This is a genomic window from Embleya sp. NPDC008237, assembly GCF_042956465.1.
In the GTDB taxonomy this organism is placed as follows: domain Bacteria; phylum Actinomycetota; class Actinomycetes; order Streptomycetales; family Streptomycetaceae; genus Embleya.
In genome coordinates this window covers 301829-319846 of record NZ_JBIBGL010000003.1, presented here as the reverse complement: position 1 = coordinate 319846, position 18018 = coordinate 301829, and the positions used below count along the sequence as shown (strand labels likewise).

Genomic DNA, 18018 nt, shown 5'->3' with positions numbered 1-18018 from the left:
GGGCCGGTGGTTCGGCCCGGCCGGCGCTCGGGGGTCAGGTTCGGCGGCGGACCACGTAGGCGTGGCCCTGGGGGTGGGGGTCGGTGCGGATGAACTCGTGGCCGGTCATTTCGCACCATGCGGGGATGTCGAGGGCCGAGGCTTCGTCGTCGGAGAGGACCGTGACCAGCGTGCCGTCCTCGACGTCGAGGATGCGTTTGGCCAATTCGATCACCGGGATCGGACAGCGGCGGCCGAGGGCGTCGACGATCACGCCGGTCCCGGTCGCCGTCGGCGCGGATGCGGGGGTGTGCGCGACCACCGCGCGGAGCCGGGCGACCAGGCCCGGGAGGAGGGCCAGGAAGCGGTCCACCTCGGCCTCGGCCGTGCCCCGCGGCAGCGACACGCGGATGTTGCCGTGGGACAACACGCCCATCGCCTCCAGGACATGGCTGGGGGTCAGCGTCGAGGACGTGCACGAGGAACCCGACGACACCGCGAAGCCCGCCTTGTCCAACTCGGCCAACAGGGCCTCGCCGTCGACGTACAGACAGGAGAACGTGACGATGTGCGGGAGTCGGTGGAGCGGATCGCCGACCACCTCGACATCGGGCACGGTCTCCCGAACGCGGGTGCGGATGCGATCGACCAGCGCGGACAACCGCCGATCCTCGTCGGCCGACTCGGTGCTCACCGCGCCCAGCGCGACCGCCGCCGCGACGATCGCCGGCACGTTCTCGAAGCCGGGCACCCGCCGCGCCTCGCGCTCGTCGTAGGGCAGCGCCGACGCGTAGCGGGTGCCCTTGCGCACCACGAGCAGGCCGACTCCCGGCGGACCGCCCCACTTGTGGGCACTCGCGGTCAACACCGACCAGCCGTCCGGCACCGACATCCGGCCCACCGACTGCGCGGCGTCCACGAGCAGGGGCACGCCCGCCTCCTGACACGCCGTCACCACCTCGGCGATCGGCTGCACCGTACCCACCTCGTGGTTGGCGCTTTGCACGCACGCGAGTGCGGTATCCGAACGAAGTGCCGAGGCGAACGCCGACATGTCGAGTCGGCCCGTACGGTCCACCCCCGTCCGGGTGATTTCCGCGACCGTTCCGCGCTGCTCCGAACGAGCCGCGTGGGCATCCGCGGTGTGCAGTACACAAGAGTGTTCGACCGCGCCGACGACCAGATGCGCGCCCACCCGGCGGCGGCCGGCGAGCACGCCGAGCATGCCCAACTGGACCGCCTGTGTCCCGGATGTGGTGAATGACACTTCGTCGGATCGGGCGCCCAACACGGAAGCCACGGTCTCCCGCGCGGCGTCGAGCAGCATTCGGGCTCGTCGACCGTCGTAATAGCCGCGTGCCGGATCGGCCCAGCCTTCGTCGAGGGTGCTCAGGAAGGCCGCTTTCGCAGCCGGGTGCAGTGGTTCGGTGGAGGCCGCGTCGAAATACGCCATGGGTCGGACGGTAGCCAATACCGGAATCCCGGGCTCGTTCGGGCCGTTCGCCCGAACGGACGCACCGCTACATCTACCCGGCCCGCCACACCAGACCTCCGCGCGCGACCCGAATAGGGCTGGAGTAGGGTTTGGCCCGCAGAAACATCCATACCTGTCCGCGCAACGGGTCGCCAGGGAAGAAAAGTTCCCCACCTTGACTCGCGCGCGGGCGAGACATTCGGGAAGGCGCTACGTGAGTCCCTACGGCTCCGACCGCTCGCCGCGGCGCTGGATGCGGCGCAGGGTGCCGCAGCTGCTGGCTCTGGGCCTCGTCATTGCGACCGCCACCGGCTGCTCCGTCGATTCCAAGGACCTGCCGAGACTCGGCCTGCCCAACCCTGTCACCGAGCAGGGTCCGCGAGTCCTGTCGCTCTGGCAGGGCGCCTGGATTGCAGCGCTGATCGTCGGGGCCGTGGTGTGGGGGCTCATCCTGTGGAGCGTCGCGTTCCACCGCCGGTCGCGCACCAAGATCGAGATCCCGCCGCAGACGCGGTACAACCTCCCCATCGAGGTTCTGTACACGGTCATCCCCGGCATCATGATCGCGGTCTTCTTCTACTTCACCGCGCGTGACGAGACCAAGCTCGAAGAACTCTCCAAGAACCCCGACAACGTGATCAACGTGGTCGGCGTGCAGTGGAGCTGGTCCTTCAACTACAAGGGCGACCCGGCCGACGGCACGGTCGACGTCTACGAGCAGGGCACGCCCGGCAAGCCGCCGACGCTCTACCTGCCCGTGAAGGAGTCCGTCCGGTTCGACCTGACCTCGCCGGACGTCATCCACTCGTTCTGGGTCCCGAACTTCCTGTACAAGAAGGACATCATCCCGGGCCGAACGAACAAGTTCGAGGTCGTCCCGACGAAGAAGGGCACGTACGGCGGCAAGTGCGCCGAACTGTGCGGTGTGGACCACTCGCGCATGCTCTTCAACGTGAAGATCGTGGACAAGGCCGAATACGTCCAGCACCTGAAGGAGCTGGCCGCGAAGGGCCAGACCGGCGAGCTGCGCAGCAAGATCAACGAGCCGGCCCCCGTTGAAGCGCACGGGAAGAAGTGACGAGTGACAATCCTCAGTGAGCCACAGACCGTGGCCCCGGACGGACCCCCGCCGGTCCGCCGCAAGGAGCCCGGGAACATCGTCATCAAGTGGATGACGACCACGGACCACAAGACGATCGGGTCGATGTACCTGATCACCTCCTTCGTCTTCTTCTGCATCGGTGGTGTGCTCGCGCTGCTCATGCGCGCGGAGCTGGCCCGCCCCGGTACGCAGTTCATGTCGAACGAGCAGTTCAACCAGTCGTTCACGATGCACGGCACGATCATGCTGCTGATGTTCGCGACGCCGCTGTTCGCGGGCTTCACGAACTGGATCATGCCGCTGCAGATCGGCGCGCCCGACGTCGCGTTCCCGCGCCTGAACATGTTCGCCTACTGGCTCTATCTGTTCGGCTCGATCATCGCGGTGGCCGGCTTCATCACCCCGCAGGGTGCCGCCGACTTCGGCTGGTTCGCGTACGCGCCGCTGTCCGACTCGGTCCGCTCGCCGGGCATCGGCGGCGACATGTGGATCATGGGTCTGGCGATGTCGGGCTTCGGCACCATCCTCGGCGCCGTCAACTTCATCACCACGATCATCTGCATGCGCGCGCCCGGTCTGACCATGTTCCGGATGTCGATCTTCTGCTGGAACGTGCTGCTGACCTCGGTCCTGGTCCTGATGGCGTTCCCGGTCCTGGCCGCGGCGCTGTTCGCGCTGGAGGCCGACCGCAAGTTCGGTACCCACATCTTCGATCCGGCCAACGGCGGACCGATCCTGTGGCAGCACCTCTTCTGGTTCTTCGGCCATCCCGAGGTGTACATCATCGCGTTGCCGTTCTTCGGCATCGTGTCGGAGATCATCCCGGTCTTCTCGCGCAAGCCGATGTTCGGTTACAAGAGCCTGATCGCCGCGACCATCTCGATCGCGGGCCTGTCGGTCACCGTGTGGGCGCACCACATGTTCCCGACCGGCGCGGTCATGTTGCCGTTCTTCTCCTTCATGACGTTCCTGATCGCCGTACCGACCGGCGTGAAGTTCTTCAACTGGATCGGCACCATGTGGCGCGGCTCGTTGTCCTTCGAGACACCGATGTTGTGGACCGTCGGCTTCCTGGTGACCTTCGCGTTCGGTGGCCTCACCGGCGTCATCCTGGCCTCGCCGCCGCTGGACTTCCACGTCTCCGACACCTACTTCGTGGTGGCGCACTTCCACTACGTGGTGTTCGGCACCGTGGTGTTCGCGATGTTCGCGGGCTTCCACTTCTGGTGGCCCAAGTTCACCGGCAAGATGCTCGACGAGCGGCTGGGCAAGATCACCTTCTGGACGCTGTTCATCGGCTTCCACACCACGTTCCTGGTGCAGCACTGGCTGGGTGCCGAGGGCATGGCCCGCCGGTACGCGGACTACCTGGACAAGGAAGGCTTCACCACGCTGAACACGATCTCGACCCTGGGCTCGTTCCTGCTGGGTCTGTCGATCCTGCCGTTCTTCTACAACATCTGGAAGACGCACAAGTACGGCAAGAAGATCACCGTGGACGACCCGTGGGGCTACGGCCGTTCGCTGGAGTGGGCGACCTCCTGTCCGCCGCCTCGGCACAACTTCACGAGCATTCCGCGGATCCGTTCCGAGGCCCCCGCGTTCGACCTCCACCACCCGGAGATCGCCGCGCTGGAGTACCTCACCGACGAGCGTTCCGAGGCATCGCCCGAGCTGGCGAAGGGAGCCGAGAAGTGAAGTTCAACGGTGTCCTGTTCGCCGTCCTGGCCGTGTTCCTGCTGCCGGTGACGATCATCTACTGGGTGCTCTCCGAGGACCCGACCGGCACCACCGCGCTGTCGCTGACCTTCGGTCTGTCGCTGATGATCGGGTTCTACCTGATCTTCACCGCGCGCCGGATGGACCTGCTCGCGCAGGACAACGAAGAGGGCGAGATCGCCGACGACGCCGGCGAGCTGGGCTTCTTCGCCCCGCACAGCTGGCAGCCGCTGATGCTGGGGGTCGGTTCGGCCCTGCTCTTCCTGGGCGTCATCTTCGGCTGGTGGCTGGCGATGTTCGCCGCGCCGATCGTCGCGATCGGTGTCTGGGGCTGGGTCTTCGAGTTCTACCGGGGTGCGGACCAGCGCTACTAGCGCTACCGATTCGCAACCTTCGCAATACGGTTTCGCCACAAGGCCGATCACCCGAATGGGTGATCGGCCTTGTGTGATATCTACAGAGGACTCCTCGACGACCCTCGATTGTCACCGGTGTGTGACCGTTCGCCGGTTGTGGCAACCCGGACCGGGGGTCGGCGCGTCAAATGGACGCAAGGGAGTTCCAGGACGAGGGAGGAACACGCGTGCCCCGGATACACGGAGCATCGCGCACGGGGGCAGCGGGCGGCGGCATACGCCTCTTCGCGGGACTCATGGTGGCGCCGCTCATATTCATCGCAGGCTGCTCGTCCGACGGCGGCAAGACCGGACCCGGCGGGACCGGAGGCAACTCCGGCGGTTCCGGCGGTGGTTCCAACAAGAAGGCGGCGGCCGCACCCGCCACCATCGCGATCACGCCCGCCGACGGCACCAAGAGCGTGGAGACGGACGGCGTCCTCAAGGTCGACGCGACCGGCGGCAAGCTCACCTCGGTCGTGGTCACCGACGCCAAGGGCAAGACGGTGGACGGGCAGATCAGCCCCGACGGCATCGGCTGGAAGCCGGCCGCACCGCTGGCCAACGGCGGTGCCTACACGGTGGCGGCCAAGGCCGCGAACGCCGACGGCGCCGAGGTCACCGCGCAGAGCAAGTTCAACACCAAGGCCGCCGACGACACGTTCGTGGCCGACTTCAACATCGAGCCGGACAGCACGTGGGGTGTCGGCGCGATCATCTCGCTCAAGTTCAACGAGCCGATCAAGGACAAGGCCGCGATCGAGCGCAACCTCAAGGTGGTCTCCGAGCCCGCGGTGCAGGGCTCCTGGTCCTGGCTCAAGGACCTCGACGGCAGCGACCGGATCGACTACCGCCCGGAGAAGTACTGGGCGAGTGGCACGAAGGTCAACCTCAAGGCGAACCTGACCGGCGCGAAGGCGGCGCCGGGCGTCTACGGCAAGCAGACCAAGGACATCAAGTTCACCATCGGGCGCTCGATGGTGGCCACCGCGGACCTCAAGTCCAAGCACATGGTGGTCACCAAGGACGGGGCCCAGGTCGAGGACCTGCCGATCTCGGCCGGCGGCCCCAACTACCCGACCTGGGGCGGCACGATGGTCGTCCTGGACAAGGTGGACGGCATCACGATGGACTCCGAGACCGTCGGTCTGGGCGACGCCTACAACATGAAGAACGTCCGCCACGCGGTGCACCTGACCGCGTCCGGCACGTACGCGCACGGCGCGCCCTGGAACGAGGGCAAGTTCGGTCGGCAGAACGACAGCCACGGCTGCATCGGGCTGGGCGCCTCGAACGCCAAGACCTTCTTCGATCTGGTCACCCAGGGTGACCCGGTCGAGGTGGTCAACAGCACCGACAAGACCGTCAAGCCCGGCAACGGACTCGGCGGCTGGAACGTCGACTGGGCGACCTGGGTCAAGGGCAGCGCGTTGGGCGCCGGGGCGACCGGCACTCCGGCCGGCTGAGGCTCCACACAAAAGGGTTCCGGTAAGAGGTTCCCCGCACGAAGTTTCACACGGTAGGGCGAATCGCCCGATCGCGCGATCCGACCGGTGGTCGGCATCACGCGATCGGGCGGTTTGTGCGTTTGTATGAATAAAGCGGGATGCTCCCGGCCACTCTCGATGCAACAACTCCGCGCCGCCCGTGCTCGACGAGCACGGGCAGACCGCGTTCGTTGAGCACGGCTGGAGGTCGAGAGTGAATCGGGACAGGACTGTTCGCCTCCGCTGGATCTGCTGGGCGCTCACACCGGCGCTGCCGCTCGCCTTCGTCACCGGATGCGGGACCTGGGAGAAGCAGCGGGGCGCCGAGATCGAGCGGCCCGCCAAGAGCGTGGCCCGGCTCGCGGTGGACGTGCGCCCGGACCGACCCGCACAGCCGGGCAGGCCGATCACCGTCACCGCGAGCGAGGGGCGGCTGTACGCGGTGAGCCTGACCGGCCCCGACGGGAAGCCGGTGGCCGGCGGCAACGCGGCCGGTGACGCGTCGTGGTCGAACTCCGAACCGCTGGCGTACAGCACCACCTACCGGTTGACCGCGCTGGCGGTCGACGCGTTCGGGCTGACCGCCACCCGCACCGAGACGTTCACCACGCTCGCGCCGGACGCCGAGCGGCGGGTGGACTCGGTGTTGCCGGAGGCCGACACCACGGTGGGGATCGGCATGCCGATCTCCGTCACGCTGGAGAAGCCGGTCACCGATCCCGCGCAGCGCGCCGAGGTGGAGAAGCGACTCCAGGTGTCCGCCTCCACGCCGGTCGAGGGCGCCTGGGGCTGGGTGGACGACAAGACCGTGCGCTATCGGCCCAGGGACTACTGGCCGGTGGGCACCAGGGTCTCGGTCACCACAAGCCTGCTCGGCGTCGACTTCGGCAACGGCGTGTTCGGCGGCCCGGGCGCGGCGGTCGGCTTCATGGTCGGCGACTCCGTGGTCGCGACCGTGGACGCCGCGGCGCACACGATGACGGTCAGGCGCAACGGCACCGACATCAAGACGGTGCCGGTGACCACCGGCAAGCCCGGCTTCACCACCCGCTCGGGCACCAAGGTGGTGCTCGGCAAGGCCCCGCACGTGCTGATGGACGGCACCACCGTGGGCATCTCCGCGGACAGCAGCGACGGCTACCGGCTGGACGTCTCGTGGGCCACCCGGGTCACCTGGAGCGGCGAGTTCCTGCACGCAGCGCCGTGGTCGGTGGGCGCGCAGGGCAGCGAGAACGTGAGCCACGGCTGCGTCGGGATGAGCGACCAGAACGCCAAGTGGTTCTACGACCAGGTCAAGGTCGGCGACGTGGTCACCGTGGTGAACACGGGGGATGCCAAGACCATGGAGCCGATCGGCAACGGCTACGGCGAGTGGAATCTGGACTGGGCGCAGTGGCTGACCCACAGCGCGGCCGGCCCGTCCACCGCCCGGCCGCTCTGAGCCCGCCGACCGTCGCCCTCACGAAAGCGCTGTACGGCCGTCTGCGGGGCGCAACGCGAAGGGCCCCACCGGGAGATCCGGTGGGGCCCTTCGGCGTTCCTGCGCGTCCTACGGGTCGTGCCGATGTGGCGTCAGCAGCCCGGCCCCGGTCGCGTCAGTGGTGACCGTGTCCGCTGGTCAGTTCCTTGTACTCCTCGGCCGTCGGCTTCTCGATCGGCTCGGCGAAGTACCAGTGCGACATCCTCGAACGCAGCTTCTGCGCACGCGTGACCTTGCGGGCCACGCCGTTCTCGTCCTCGGCCGGCTCCAGCTCGTACGGCTTCGGCTGCTCGTGGGCGGTGAGGGTGTGCCGCACCCCGGCGTCCAGCGGTTCGTGGATCTCGATGAACTCGCCGTGCGGGAGCTTCTTGATCACGCCGGTCTCGCGACCGTGCAGGACCTTGTCCCGGTCGCGCCGCTGCAGACCCTTGCAGATCCGCACCGTGGCCAGGTAGGCCAGCACGGGCGCGATGAAGAACGCGAAGCGGCCGACCCAGGTGATCGTGTTGATCGACAGGTGGAAGTGCGTCGCGATGATGTCGTTGCCACCGCAGACCCACAGCACGCCGTAGCACACGATCCAGGCGACGCCCAGGCCGGTGCGGACCGGCATGTTGCGCGGGCGGTCCAGCAGGTGGTGCTCGCGCTTGTCACCGGTGATCCAGCCTTCGATCCACGGGTACATCGCGAGGAACGTGAACAACACGCCCGGCACGATCAGGGACGGGATCAGCACGTTGAAGCTGAGCGTGTGGCCCCAGATGTTCCATTCCCAGTTCGGCATGATGCGCAGGGAACCTTCGAGGAACCCGATGTACCAGTCCGGTTGGGAACCCGCCGTGATCTGACCCGGGTTGTAGGGACCGTAGGCCCAGATCGGGTTGATCTGCACCATGCCGCCGAGGGCGGCGGTGATGCCGAACACGATGAAGAAGAAGCCACCGGCCTTGGCCGCGTAGACCGGCAGCAGCGGCAGGCCGACCACGTTCTTCTCGGTCTTGCCCGGGCCGGGGAACTGGGTGTGCTTCTGGTAGAAGACCAGGATCAGGTGCACGGTGACCAGGCCGACCATGATCGCCGGGACGAGCAGCACGTGGATGGTGAACAGGCGGGGCACGATGTCCTCGCCCGGGAACTCCCCGCCGAACAGGAAGAACTGCAGGTAGGTGCCGACCAGCGGGATGGCCAGGACGACACCCTCGGCGATCCGCAGACCGGTACCGGAGAGCAGGTCGTCCGGGAGCGAGTACCCGGTGAAGCCGTTCACCATGGCCAGCACCAGCAGCAGGAAGCCGAACAGCCAGTTCATCTCGCGCGGCTTGCGGAACGCTCCGGTGAAGAAGATCCGGAACATGTGCACGAACAGCGACGAGACGAAGATCAGCGCGGCCCAGTGGTGGATCTGGCGCATCGCCAGGCCACCGCGGATGTCGAAGCTGATGTCCAGCGTCGACGCGTACGCCTGGGACATGTGGATGCCCTGCAGCGGCACGTAGGAGCCGTCGTAGACGACCTCCTGCATGCTCGGCTTGAAGAACAGCGTCAGGAAGACACCGGTCAGCAGCAGGATGATGAAGCTGTACAGCGCCACTTCACCGAGCATGAAGGACCAGTGGTCCGGAAAGACCTTGCGCAGGTTCTTCTTCGCCGCGCCGTAGATGCCCAGCCGACCGTCCAGCGCGTCGGCCGCGCGCACGGCGGCGTTGTCGGGAATCGGGGTGCTCTTGTTCGCCCCGCCCTTGGGTTGTTCGCTCGACATCAGCCACGCTCCCAGAAGCTCGCGCCGACCGGTTCGGCGAAGTCCTGTGTCGCGGCGAGGTTACCCGCCTCGTTCACATGGATCTTCAGCTGCGGCAGCGAGCGCGCGGCCGGGCCGAACACGACCTTGCCGTCGTCCGCCAGGTCGAAGGTGGACTGGTGACACGGACACAGCAGGTGGTGCGTCTGCTGCTCGTACAGGCCGATCGGGCAACCCACGTGGGTGCAGATCTTCGAGTACGCCACGATGCCCTCGTAGCCCCAGTCCAGTTCCTTCTTGGACTTGATGTCCTCCGGCTCCAGCCGGACGACCAGGACCGCGGACATGCCCGCCTTCTCCAACCAGCCGTGCGAGAGTTCCTCCTTCTCGCCGGCCGGGCCGTACTTCTCGACCAGGCCGTCGGGCAGCACCATGGTCAGCGAGCCCTTGACGATGTCGTCCGGCTTGATCGGCAGGCCGGTCGCCTCGTTGATGAGCTCCACGCCCGGCTTCCACTCGGTGTGCCGCAGCTTGGTGCCGGGCATCGGACCGAGGTCGCGCAGCAGCACCACGCCGGACAGTGGCACCAGGGCCATCGCGCCGATCATCGTGCGCCGGATCAGCGGCCGGCGACCGATCACCGAGTCCGCGGCGCCCTGGGCGAACTCGCGGATCGCGTACTCGCGGACCTCGGGGTCCGAGGCCAGCTCGTGCCGCTCCTGGACGATCTCCTCGTCCGTCATCAGCGTGCGCGCCCAGTGGATCGCGCCGGCGCCGATGCAGAACAGCGCGAGGCCGAGGAAGCCGCCGAGCGCGAGGTTCTGGGCACCGATCTTCCCGAAGAAGAAGATGTCGATGATGCGGTGCTTGTCGATGCCGACGTACGCCCAGATGAAACCGATCGTGGACAACATCGAGATCACGAACAGGAACGCGACCTGACGTTCGGCACGCTTGGCGGCCCGCTCGTCGATGTCGGTGACGCGCGGCTCGTGAGCCGGCAGGCCGGGGTCGGCGAACGGGTCGCCTTCCGCCGGAACATGTGCCGAGGTGTGTACCTCGGGCAGGTGCTCTTCAGGCACTTCAGACTTGTCCTGGCTACTCATTTGGTCCTGGCCTTGGGGGTCCGGGCGGCAATCCAGATCGCGCATCCGATGAGCAGACCGAGCGCGATGATCCAGCCGAACAGGCCTTCGGAGACCGGGCCGAGGCGGCCGAGACCCAGGCCGCCGGGGTTCGGCTCCTTCTTGGTCGTCTCGTGGACGTACGTGACGATGTCCTTCTTCTGCTGCTCGGGCATCGTGCTGTCCGGGAACGAAGGCATGTTCTGCGGGCCGGAGAGCATGGCCTCGTAGATGTGCTTCGGGTCCACGTCCTTCAGCGGCGGGGCGTACTTGCCCTCGGTCAGGGCGCCGCCCTCACCGGAGAAGTTGTGGCACTGCGAGCAGTTCGTGCGGAACAGCTCGGCGCCGTTGACGATGTCGCCGTCGGGCGCGTACATGTTCGCCGTCGGGATCTTGGGCCCGACGCCGAGGGAGGCCACGTACGCGGACAGCTGTTGGATCTGCGCCGGGGTGTAGACCTCGGGCTTACGCGGCGCCTGCGCGCCGGGCTGCTGAAGCGGCATTCGACCCGTCGACACCTGGAAGTCGACGGCGGCCGCGCCGACGCCGATCAGGGAGGGACCGTCGGTGGAACCCTGGGCGTCCAGCCCATGGCACGTCGAACATCCGCTCAGGTAGAGCTTCTTGCCCGCCTCGACCGCGATGGAGGCGGAGTCGTCGGCCTCCGCCTTCTTGGCAGGCGCGAACGCGGCGTACAGCCCCCCGGTAGCCGCGAGCGCGAAGATGAGTACGACGATCGCCGCCAAGGGGTGGCGTCGCCGCGCGGAGAGCTTTTTCACGGAAAACCCCGGTCCAATGTCGTCTGCGTAGTGAGTGTCGGGACGTCTACCTGATGACGTAGATCGTGAAGAACAGACCGATCCAGACCACGTCGACGAAGTGCCAGTAGTACGAGACGACGATTGCGGCCGTGGCCTGCTCGTGTGTGAACCGTCGGGCCGCATAGGTGCGTCCGAGGACCAACAGGAAGGCGATCAGGCCACCTGTCACGTGCATGCCGTGGAAGCCGGTGGTCAGGTAGAAGACCGAACCGTAAGCCGACGACGAAAGCGTCGTTCCGTCCTTGACCAGGGCGGTGTACTCCATCACCTGGCCGCCGACGAAGACGGCGCCCATCACGAAGGTGATGACGAACCACATTCTGAGCTTCTTGACGTCACCGCGTTCGGCCGCGAAGACGCCGAGCTGGCAGGTGAGCGAGGACAGCACGAGGATCGTCGTGTTGCCCGTCGAGAACGGGATGTTCAGCTCACCGGCATGCTCACGCCAAGCGTCCGCCCCGGTGACGGAGCGGATCGTGAAATACATCGCGAACAGAGCCGCGAAGAACATCAGCTCGGACGCCAACCAGACGATCGTGCCGATGCTGACCAAGTTGGGACGGTTGAGTGTCCCGTGTGTCCCGTGTGAGGGGGGCCCGGTTTCTAGTGAAGTTGCTGTCGCCACGGCGGCCATTATTGCGGTCGCCGGATCTGCCCACACTTCGGGGGGTAACCCTTGTAGAACGTGTCGGGGTTAGGCTCTGGTTCCGTGAGTGGCTCTACAGGCGATGCCGGGATGTTTCTGGCACACGCGACCCCTGGGAACGTACCGCCGGAACTGACCCCCATTCGGCTCCTGACCGGGTGGGTGTTCGAGCCGATCCCGATTCTGGTCGCGATGCTCTTCGGCGGCCTCTATCTGTACGGGGTGCACAAGCTCAGGGCCCGCGGCGACTCGTGGTCGCGGTGGCGGAGCTTTTCCTTCCTGGGGCTGGGGCTGGGCACGTTCCTGCTGGCGACCGAGTCCGCGCTGGCCGCGTACGACACCGTGTTGCTGAGCGTGCACATGGTGCAGCACATGGTGCTGGCGATGATCACGCCGATCTTCCTGGCGCTCGGCGCACCGATCACCCTCGCTCTGCGCACGCTGCCGGCCAAGTGGCGCAATCGACTCAACGCCCTGCTGCACAGCAGATACGCGAAGGTGGTCACCTTCCCGGCGTTCGCCGGTTTCGTCTTCGTGCTCAATCCGTTCGCCCTGTACTTCACCCCCTGGTACGAGCTGACCTTGCGAAACACCTTCATGCACGACATGAATCACGTGCACTTCGTGATCATCGGCTGCATGTGGTTCTGGCCACTGCTGGGTCTGGATCCGATGCCGCGGGCGAGCTATCCGATGCGATTGCTCGCGGTGTTCGCGACGCTGCCGTTCCACGCGTGGCTGGGCATCGCGATCATGAGCTCGTCCAATGTCCTGGCCGGTGACTGGTACAACGACCTCGGTCGGGACTGGGGCGCGAGTCCGCTCTCGGACCAGGGCACGGCGGGCGGAATCCTGTGGGGCAGCGGCGACATCGTCGGACTGTTGGTCTTCCTGGTGCTGTTCGTGCAGTGGGCTCGCGCATCGGAGCGCGAGGCCGTGCGGGAGGACCGCCGGCTGGACCGGCTCGAACTGATCGAGGCGGGTCGCAAGGCGCGCGAGGAGCGACTGGCGCGCGAGGCGGCCGAGGCCGGCGGCGGTGTGGAGCCGGGCCTCGAAGCCGTCGGAAAATCCGTGCCGAAGAGCACTCTTCCGGGTGACTCTGCCCGAACGGAGGACGCCGACTCGGCTGTGCGAGTGGCCTCGGGTCCCGAACCGCGGTCGGCCGACGCGGCCGAGTAGCGTCGCGGCATGATCCTCGAACGTTTCCTCCGTCGCCGGCGATCGGAGCCTGTTCCCGTGCTCGTCGACGACGGCACGCTCACCGTCGTCGGTTCGTGCTTCGATCCGGCTCGGGCCGATTCGGCGGTGGTCGCGGAGATGCGGGCGGCCGGAGTGGCGGTGGAGACCGGTGTGTTCGTGATGCGGCACGTGCTCACGCTGCCGGACCTGGCGGCGGCCGACGAGGCGGCCCGGATTCTGACGCCGGACGGCTGGCGGGTGGTGGCGCCGGCCCCCGACGAGCGACCGATGCGGGTGCTGATTTCCCGTCAGCAGGTGCTCACCGGTCTGGAGCCGGCCCGGGAGCGGACCCGGATGGCGGGCCTGGCCCAGCGGCTGGGCGGGAACGCCGAGGGCTACGAGGTGCTCGCGCGCGAGTGAGCACGGGGCGCTCCCGCGGCGCCGGCTCGCCGGTCGATGGGCGGTCGGGACGGACCGGGGCGTGACGAGGCACACATATCGCTGCGGAAAAGCGCTAACATCCGGGGCGATCCGAGTGTTGCCCCGTACTTGCATACGCAGCCCTGAACATGCGCAGCCCCGAAGACACGCAGCCCAGACACAGGCAGGTGGACATGACGCGCGGCGAGACCATGACCGTCCTCGTGTACAGCGACGACCGCAACACCCGTCGGAAGGTCACCCTCGCGCTCGGGCGCAGGCCCGCCGTCGACGTGCCGTTCGTGGAATACCTGGAATGCGCCACCGAGCCCGCCGTGATCGAGGCGATGGACAAGGGCGGCATCGATCTGGTGATCCTGGACGGGGAGACCGCCCCCGCCGGCGGCATGGGCGTGTGCCGTCAGCTCAAGGACGAGATCTACAACTGCCCGCCGGTGCTGACCCTGGTCGGCCGGCCGCAGGACGCGTGGCTGGCCACGTGGTGTCGCGCGGACGCGGTGGTCGCCCACCCGCTGGACCCGCGCACGCTCGCGGACGCCGCCGCCGACCTGATTCGGGGCCGGATCGCGGGACGCCAGCCGGCCTGACCGCATCCCGGATAACCGCCCGGCCGGGACGGGTGCGGTGGGTACGCTGTCGCGGACTTATCCGATGACACAGCGGGAGCGGACCATGGGCGCCTCGACCTCTACGAACAAGAGCGGCGGCAACCCGGCGGCCCGTTCCTGGCGGGACCTCCTGGCGGCGCTCATGCGGGGCGACGACCTGCCTGCCGATGCGACCGCGTGGGCCATGGACCACATCATGACCGGCGAGGCGACGCCGGTGCAGGTGGCCGGGTTCGTGATCGCGCTGCGCGCCAAGGGCGAGACTGTGGACGAGGTCTCGGGCCTGGTGCAGGCGATGTACGCGCACGCGTCGACCATCGACGTGCCCGGCCGCACCGTCGACATCGTCGGCACCGGTGGGGACCTGGCCCGGACCGTGAACATCTCGACGATGTCCGCGATCGTGGTCGCGGGCACGGGCGAGACGGTGGTCAAGCACGGCAACCGGGCGGCGTCCTCGGCGAGTGGGGCCGCGGATGTACTCGAAGCGCTCGGCGTGGTGCTGGATCTGACTCCGGAGCAGGTGGCCCGCACGGCCGAGGAGGCGGGCATCACGCTGTGCTTCGCACAGCACTTCCACCCGTCGCTGCGGCATGCCGCGCAGGCGCGCCGTGAGCTGGGCGTGCCGACCACGTTCAACTTCCTCGGGCCGTTGACCAATCCGGCCCGGGTGCGGTTCCACGCGATCGGGGTCGCGGACCTGCGGATGGCGCCGATCGTGGCCGGTGTGCTGGCCGACCGCGGGGCGACCGCGCTGGTGTTCCGCGGCGACGACGGGCTGGACGAGTTGACCGTCACCACCACGTCGCAGGTGTGGATCGTGCGGGACGGCGACGTGCGCGAGGACCGGGTGGATCCGCGCGACCTGGGGATCGCGCTGAACGGGATCGAGTCGCTGCGCGGTGGTGACGCGGCGTTCAACGCGGAGGTCGCCCGCAGGCTCCTCGCGGGGGAGAAGGGCGCCGTGCGGGACGCGGTGCTGTTGAACTCGGCCGCGGCGCTGGCCGCGCTGGGCTCGGGTGAAGGGTCACTGACCCAACAGTTGGCGGCCGGCATCGATCGGGCCGCGGACGCCATCGACTCCGGGGCCGCGCAGGCCGCGCTCGATCGGTGGGTGGCCACGACGCGTTCGTTCGCGCGGGGGTAGTCGGGCTCTTGCGCCGGCGGGTCGGGCCGTCGTGCTCGACCCGCGCGGCGTGGTGCCGTCTGTGTCGGTCGTGTGGGTTGCCGCTGGTTGTTGCCGGGTGGGCTTGCCCGTGCCGGTCGGGCCGGTACTGCCGGTCGGGCCGTCCAGGATGTGGGAACCGTGGGGTGGTCGTTGCGCGTGACGTTCCATCCGGTAATAATTCTGCTCAGGTCACGAGTGACAGTGGAAAGCCCCGGCTTGCTGTCCGGCAACCCTCGCTCCGCGGTGGGGTGCCCCGGGTGATGACACGGTCAGGCGTCGTAAGGCGCCCTGGCAAGCGCGGACCCCTTGCATGACGGCAGTCGATGCTCCATGTGACCCGGGGGTCCTGTACCTGGGGAGCATGTGATGGCGTGAAATCTCTTTCTCGAAACGGGCGAATCGCCCTATTCCGTACGCGCTGAGTCCTCGCGCGTCGCCCCGGGCCGCCCGTAGCCGCGGCTTACGAGACCACATTTCACCAGCGGATCATTCGGTGCGTTTGGATGTCGATCAATCGACATCCGCGTCGATGTTCCGTGCCTGCCGAGGAGTTTCGCCATGACCGTTGACACCGCTTCCACCACCGCCCTCGACTGTGACGTCGCCATCGCCGCCCCGCTGCCCGTGGTCGGGCGGGACGTGCTCGTTCCGCTGGTGACCGGCGGGGAGGTCGAATACGCCGCGCTCGACTACGGGGCGAGTGCGCCGTGTCTGCAGCGGGTGTGGGACGACGTGTCCGCGTATCTGCCCTACTACGGCAGCGTGCACCGGGGCGCCGGTTACCTGTCCCAGCTGTCCACCGACCTGTACGAGCAGAGCCGGGCCACGGTCGCGAGCTTCCTGGGTCTGCGGACCGACGACACGCTGCTGTTCACCCGCGGGACCACGGACTCGCTCAACCTGCTCGCGTCCGTACTGCCGCGCGGTACCCGGGTGTTCGTCTTCGAGACCGAACACCACGCGGCGCTGTTGCCGTGGCGGCGGCATGCGGGGGTGACCCAACTGGCCGCGCCCGGATCGCCGGAGCAGGCGGTCGCGACGCTGGAGGCCGCACTCGCCGGGTCCGGCGACGGGCCTCGGCTGGTGTGCGTGACCGGAGCCTCGAACGTGACCGGCGAGCTCTTCCCGGTCGCCGAGCTGGCCGAGGTCGCGCATCGGCACGGCGCGCGGATCGTGCTGGACGCGGCGCAACTGGCGCCGCATCACCCGGTGTCGGTGGCCGACCTGGACGTGGACTGGATCGCGCTGTCGGCGCACAAGCTGTACGCGCCGTTCGGCTCGGGCGTGTTGGCGGGGCGGGGCGACTGGCTGGACGCGGCCGAGCCGTACTTGGCCGGGGGCGGGGCGAGCAAGACGGTCAGCCGGGACCACGTGGAGTGGCACGGCGGTGCGGCTCGGCACGAGGCGGGGTCGCCGAATGTGATCGGTGCCTATGCGTTGGCGTCCGCGTGCCGGGCGATCACCGAGGCGGGGCCGGCGGCGCTGGTCGCGCGCGAGGAGGCGCTGCTGACGCGCCTTCGGGCGAAGTTGGCGCAGATTCCGGCGGTGCGGACGCTGGAGCTGTTCGGGCCGGAGTCGGCGCGAGTGGGGGTGCTCTCGTTCGTGGTCGAGGGGTGGAACAGTTCGCGGTTCGCCGCGGTGTTGTCGGCGGAGTACGGGATCGGGGTGCGGGACGGGTTGTTCTGCGCTCATCCGCTGGTGCGGCACCTGTTGGGCGGGCGGGCCGATCAGCCGACCGAGTGTGGATCCCCGGACGCGCCCGAGGGTGAGCAGAACCTCAACGCGATCCGGGTCAGCTTCGGAGTGGGGACGCCCGTGGAGCACCTGGACCGCTTTGCGGCGGCGGTGCGGGAGTTGGTGGAGCGCGGGGCGGTGTGGAGCTACACGGTCGATGGGGGCCGGTGCGTTCCGGATGCGGATCCGCGGGGCGTGCGGGAATTGCCTGCGGCGTAGGGTTTTTTGGCCTTGCCGGCCGGGGGTGTCCTCAAGCGCCGGACGGGCTGGTTTGGGTTGCCCAGGTGGGGTGTTGCGGTGCATGGGCCCGGGCCGGCTGGGGGCGGCCTTGCCAAGGGTGTCCTCAAGCGCCGGACGGGCTGGTTTGGGTTGCCCGGGTGGGGTGTTGCGGTGCATGGGCCCGGGCCGGCTGGGGGCGGCCCTGCTGGGGGGTGTCCCCAAGCGCCGGACGGGCTGAGGTGGGTTGCTCGGGTGGGGGTGTAGCCGTGGTGCTTGGGGCCGGTCCGGGTGGGCTTGGCCGGGGGGTCCTCGAGTGGCTTGGTGGAGGGGTGGCCCTGCCGGGGGTTGGAGGTCCGGCAGGGCTGAGGGGTTACTCCAGGCCGATGGCGAAGGCCGCTTCGAGGTCGTGGTGGGAGTAGGTGCGGAAGGCGATGTGGGTCGTGGTGGCTTCCACGCCGGGGACCTTGTTGAGGCGGCCCGGGATGACGTCGGCCAGGTCGTCGTGGGCGCGGACGCGCACCATGGCGATCAGGTCGAACTCACCGGTCACCGAGTAGACCTCGCTCACGCCCTCGATCGCGGCGATCGCCTCCGCGATTTCCGGGGTCTGGTCCACACGCGTCTTGACCTGCACGATCGCGGTGATCACGGGGTAGTCCTCCGGCTCTCGACGACAAGATGCCCGAGCTTAGTCGGCGCGCGAC

At 68.1% G+C, this 18018-nt stretch carries 16 protein-coding genes and 1 riboswitch; of the genes, 10 read left to right on the top strand and 6 right to left on the bottom strand.

Translation table 11 applies throughout. From position 1 onward, the window contains the following. Positions 1-34: 34 nt before the first annotated feature. Positions 35-1432, bottom strand: coding sequence for a cysteine desulfurase/sulfurtransferase TusA family protein (locus ACFZBU_RS08390; protein ID WP_391582698.1), 1398 nt, complete (start codon positions 1430-1432; stop codon positions 35-37). Between the two features lie 235 nt (positions 1433-1667). Here ACFZBU_RS08390 and coxB point away from each other — a divergent pair, with 235 nt between their 5' ends. From coxB to ACFZBU_RS08365, 5 genes are all read left to right on the top strand, one after another. Further along, positions 1668-2531 carry a cytochrome c oxidase subunit II gene (gene coxB, locus ACFZBU_RS08385; RefSeq protein WP_360304925.1) on the top strand — a complete coding sequence of 288 codons (864 nt, stop codon included), beginning with the start codon at positions 1668-1670 and terminating at the stop codon, positions 2529-2531. Positions 2532-2534: 3 nt separating this feature from the next. Beyond that, positions 2535-4253, top strand: coding sequence for a cytochrome c oxidase subunit I (gene ctaD / locus ACFZBU_RS08380; protein WP_391582697.1), 1719 nt, complete (start codon positions 2535-2537; stop codon positions 4251-4253). Next, a complete protein-coding gene (locus ACFZBU_RS08375; RefSeq protein ID WP_020553003.1) occupies positions 4250-4648 on the top strand; it encodes a cytochrome c oxidase subunit 4 in 399 nt (132 codons plus the stop codon). Before ctaD ends, ACFZBU_RS08375 begins: the two co-directional genes overlap by 4 nt. A gap of 281 nt (positions 4649-4929) precedes the next feature. Then, a complete protein-coding gene (locus ACFZBU_RS08370) occupies positions 4930-6135 on the top strand; it encodes an Ig-like domain-containing protein (RefSeq protein ID WP_391582696.1) in 1206 nt (401 codons plus the stop codon). A 235-nt stretch (positions 6136-6370) separates the two neighbouring features. After that, positions 6371-7597 carry an Ig-like domain-containing protein gene (locus ACFZBU_RS08365; RefSeq protein ID WP_391582695.1) on the top strand — a complete coding sequence of 409 codons (1227 nt, stop codon included), beginning with the start codon at positions 6371-6373 and terminating at the stop codon, positions 7595-7597. 154 nt (positions 7598-7751) lie between these two features. Here ACFZBU_RS08365 and ACFZBU_RS08360 read toward each other — a convergent pair whose 3' ends face one another. The 4 genes from ACFZBU_RS08360 to ACFZBU_RS08345 are packed head-to-tail and all read right to left on the bottom strand — an operon-like array spanning position 7752 to position 11953. After that, on the bottom strand, positions 7752-9395 hold the full coding sequence (locus ACFZBU_RS08360; protein ID WP_391582694.1) for a cytochrome bc complex cytochrome b subunit: 1644 nt from the start codon (positions 9393-9395) through the stop codon (positions 7752-7754). Continuing rightward, positions 9395-10480, bottom strand: a complete 1086-nt coding sequence (locus ACFZBU_RS08355; RefSeq protein ID WP_391582693.1) for a Rieske 2Fe-2S domain-containing protein — start codon at positions 10478-10480, stop codon at positions 9395-9397. Before ACFZBU_RS08355 ends, ACFZBU_RS08360 begins: the two co-directional genes overlap by 1 nt. Beyond that, positions 10477-11277, bottom strand: coding sequence for a cytochrome c (locus tag ACFZBU_RS08350; RefSeq protein ID WP_355542237.1), 801 nt, complete (start codon positions 11275-11277; stop codon positions 10477-10479). The genes ACFZBU_RS08355 and ACFZBU_RS08350 overlap by 4 nt, the downstream gene beginning before the upstream one ends. Before the next feature lie 46 nt (positions 11278-11323). Continuing rightward, positions 11324-11953, bottom strand: a complete 630-nt coding sequence (locus ACFZBU_RS08345) for a heme-copper oxidase subunit III (protein ID WP_391582692.1) — start codon at positions 11951-11953, stop codon at positions 11324-11326. Positions 11954-12028: 75 nt separating this feature from the next. Here ACFZBU_RS08345 and ACFZBU_RS08340 point away from each other — a divergent pair, with 75 nt between their 5' ends. From ACFZBU_RS08340 to ACFZBU_RS08320, 5 genes are all read left to right on the top strand, one after another. Further along, entirely contained in the window at positions 12029-13144 is a 1116-nt protein-coding gene (locus ACFZBU_RS08340) for a cytochrome c oxidase assembly protein (RefSeq protein ID WP_391582691.1), read from the top strand. Positions 13145-13201: 57 nt separating this feature from the next. Continuing rightward, entirely contained in the window at positions 13202-13564 is a 363-nt protein-coding gene (locus tag ACFZBU_RS08335; protein WP_391582690.1) for a hypothetical protein, read from the top strand. 194 nt (positions 13565-13758) lie between these two features. Continuing rightward, positions 13759-14172 (top strand): response regulator transcription factor, encoded by a 414-nt coding sequence (locus ACFZBU_RS08330; protein ID WP_020552994.1) that lies wholly within the window; start codon positions 13759-13761, stop codon positions 14170-14172. An 85-nt stretch (positions 14173-14257) separates the two neighbouring features. Then, positions 14258-15340, top strand: coding sequence for an anthranilate phosphoribosyltransferase (trpD, locus tag ACFZBU_RS08325; protein WP_391583072.1), 1083 nt, complete (start codon positions 14258-14260; stop codon positions 15338-15340). A 208-nt stretch (positions 15341-15548) separates the two neighbouring features. Next, a riboswitch (SAM riboswitch) is annotated at positions 15549-15665 on the top strand. Positions 15666-15919: 254 nt separating this feature from the next. Then, positions 15920-17314: an aminotransferase class V-fold PLP-dependent enzyme gene (locus ACFZBU_RS08320; protein ID WP_391582689.1), complete on the top strand. Its 1395-nt coding sequence runs from the start codon at positions 15920-15922 to the stop codon at positions 17312-17314. A 370-nt stretch (positions 17315-17684) separates the two neighbouring features. On the opposite strand, the gene ACFZBU_RS08315 is transcribed toward ACFZBU_RS08320, so the two are convergent. Beyond that, positions 17685-17963: an Lrp/AsnC ligand binding domain-containing protein gene (locus ACFZBU_RS08315; RefSeq protein WP_360304948.1), complete on the bottom strand. Its 279-nt coding sequence runs from the start codon at positions 17961-17963 to the stop codon at positions 17685-17687. Between the last annotated feature and the right edge of the window lie 55 nt (positions 17964-18018).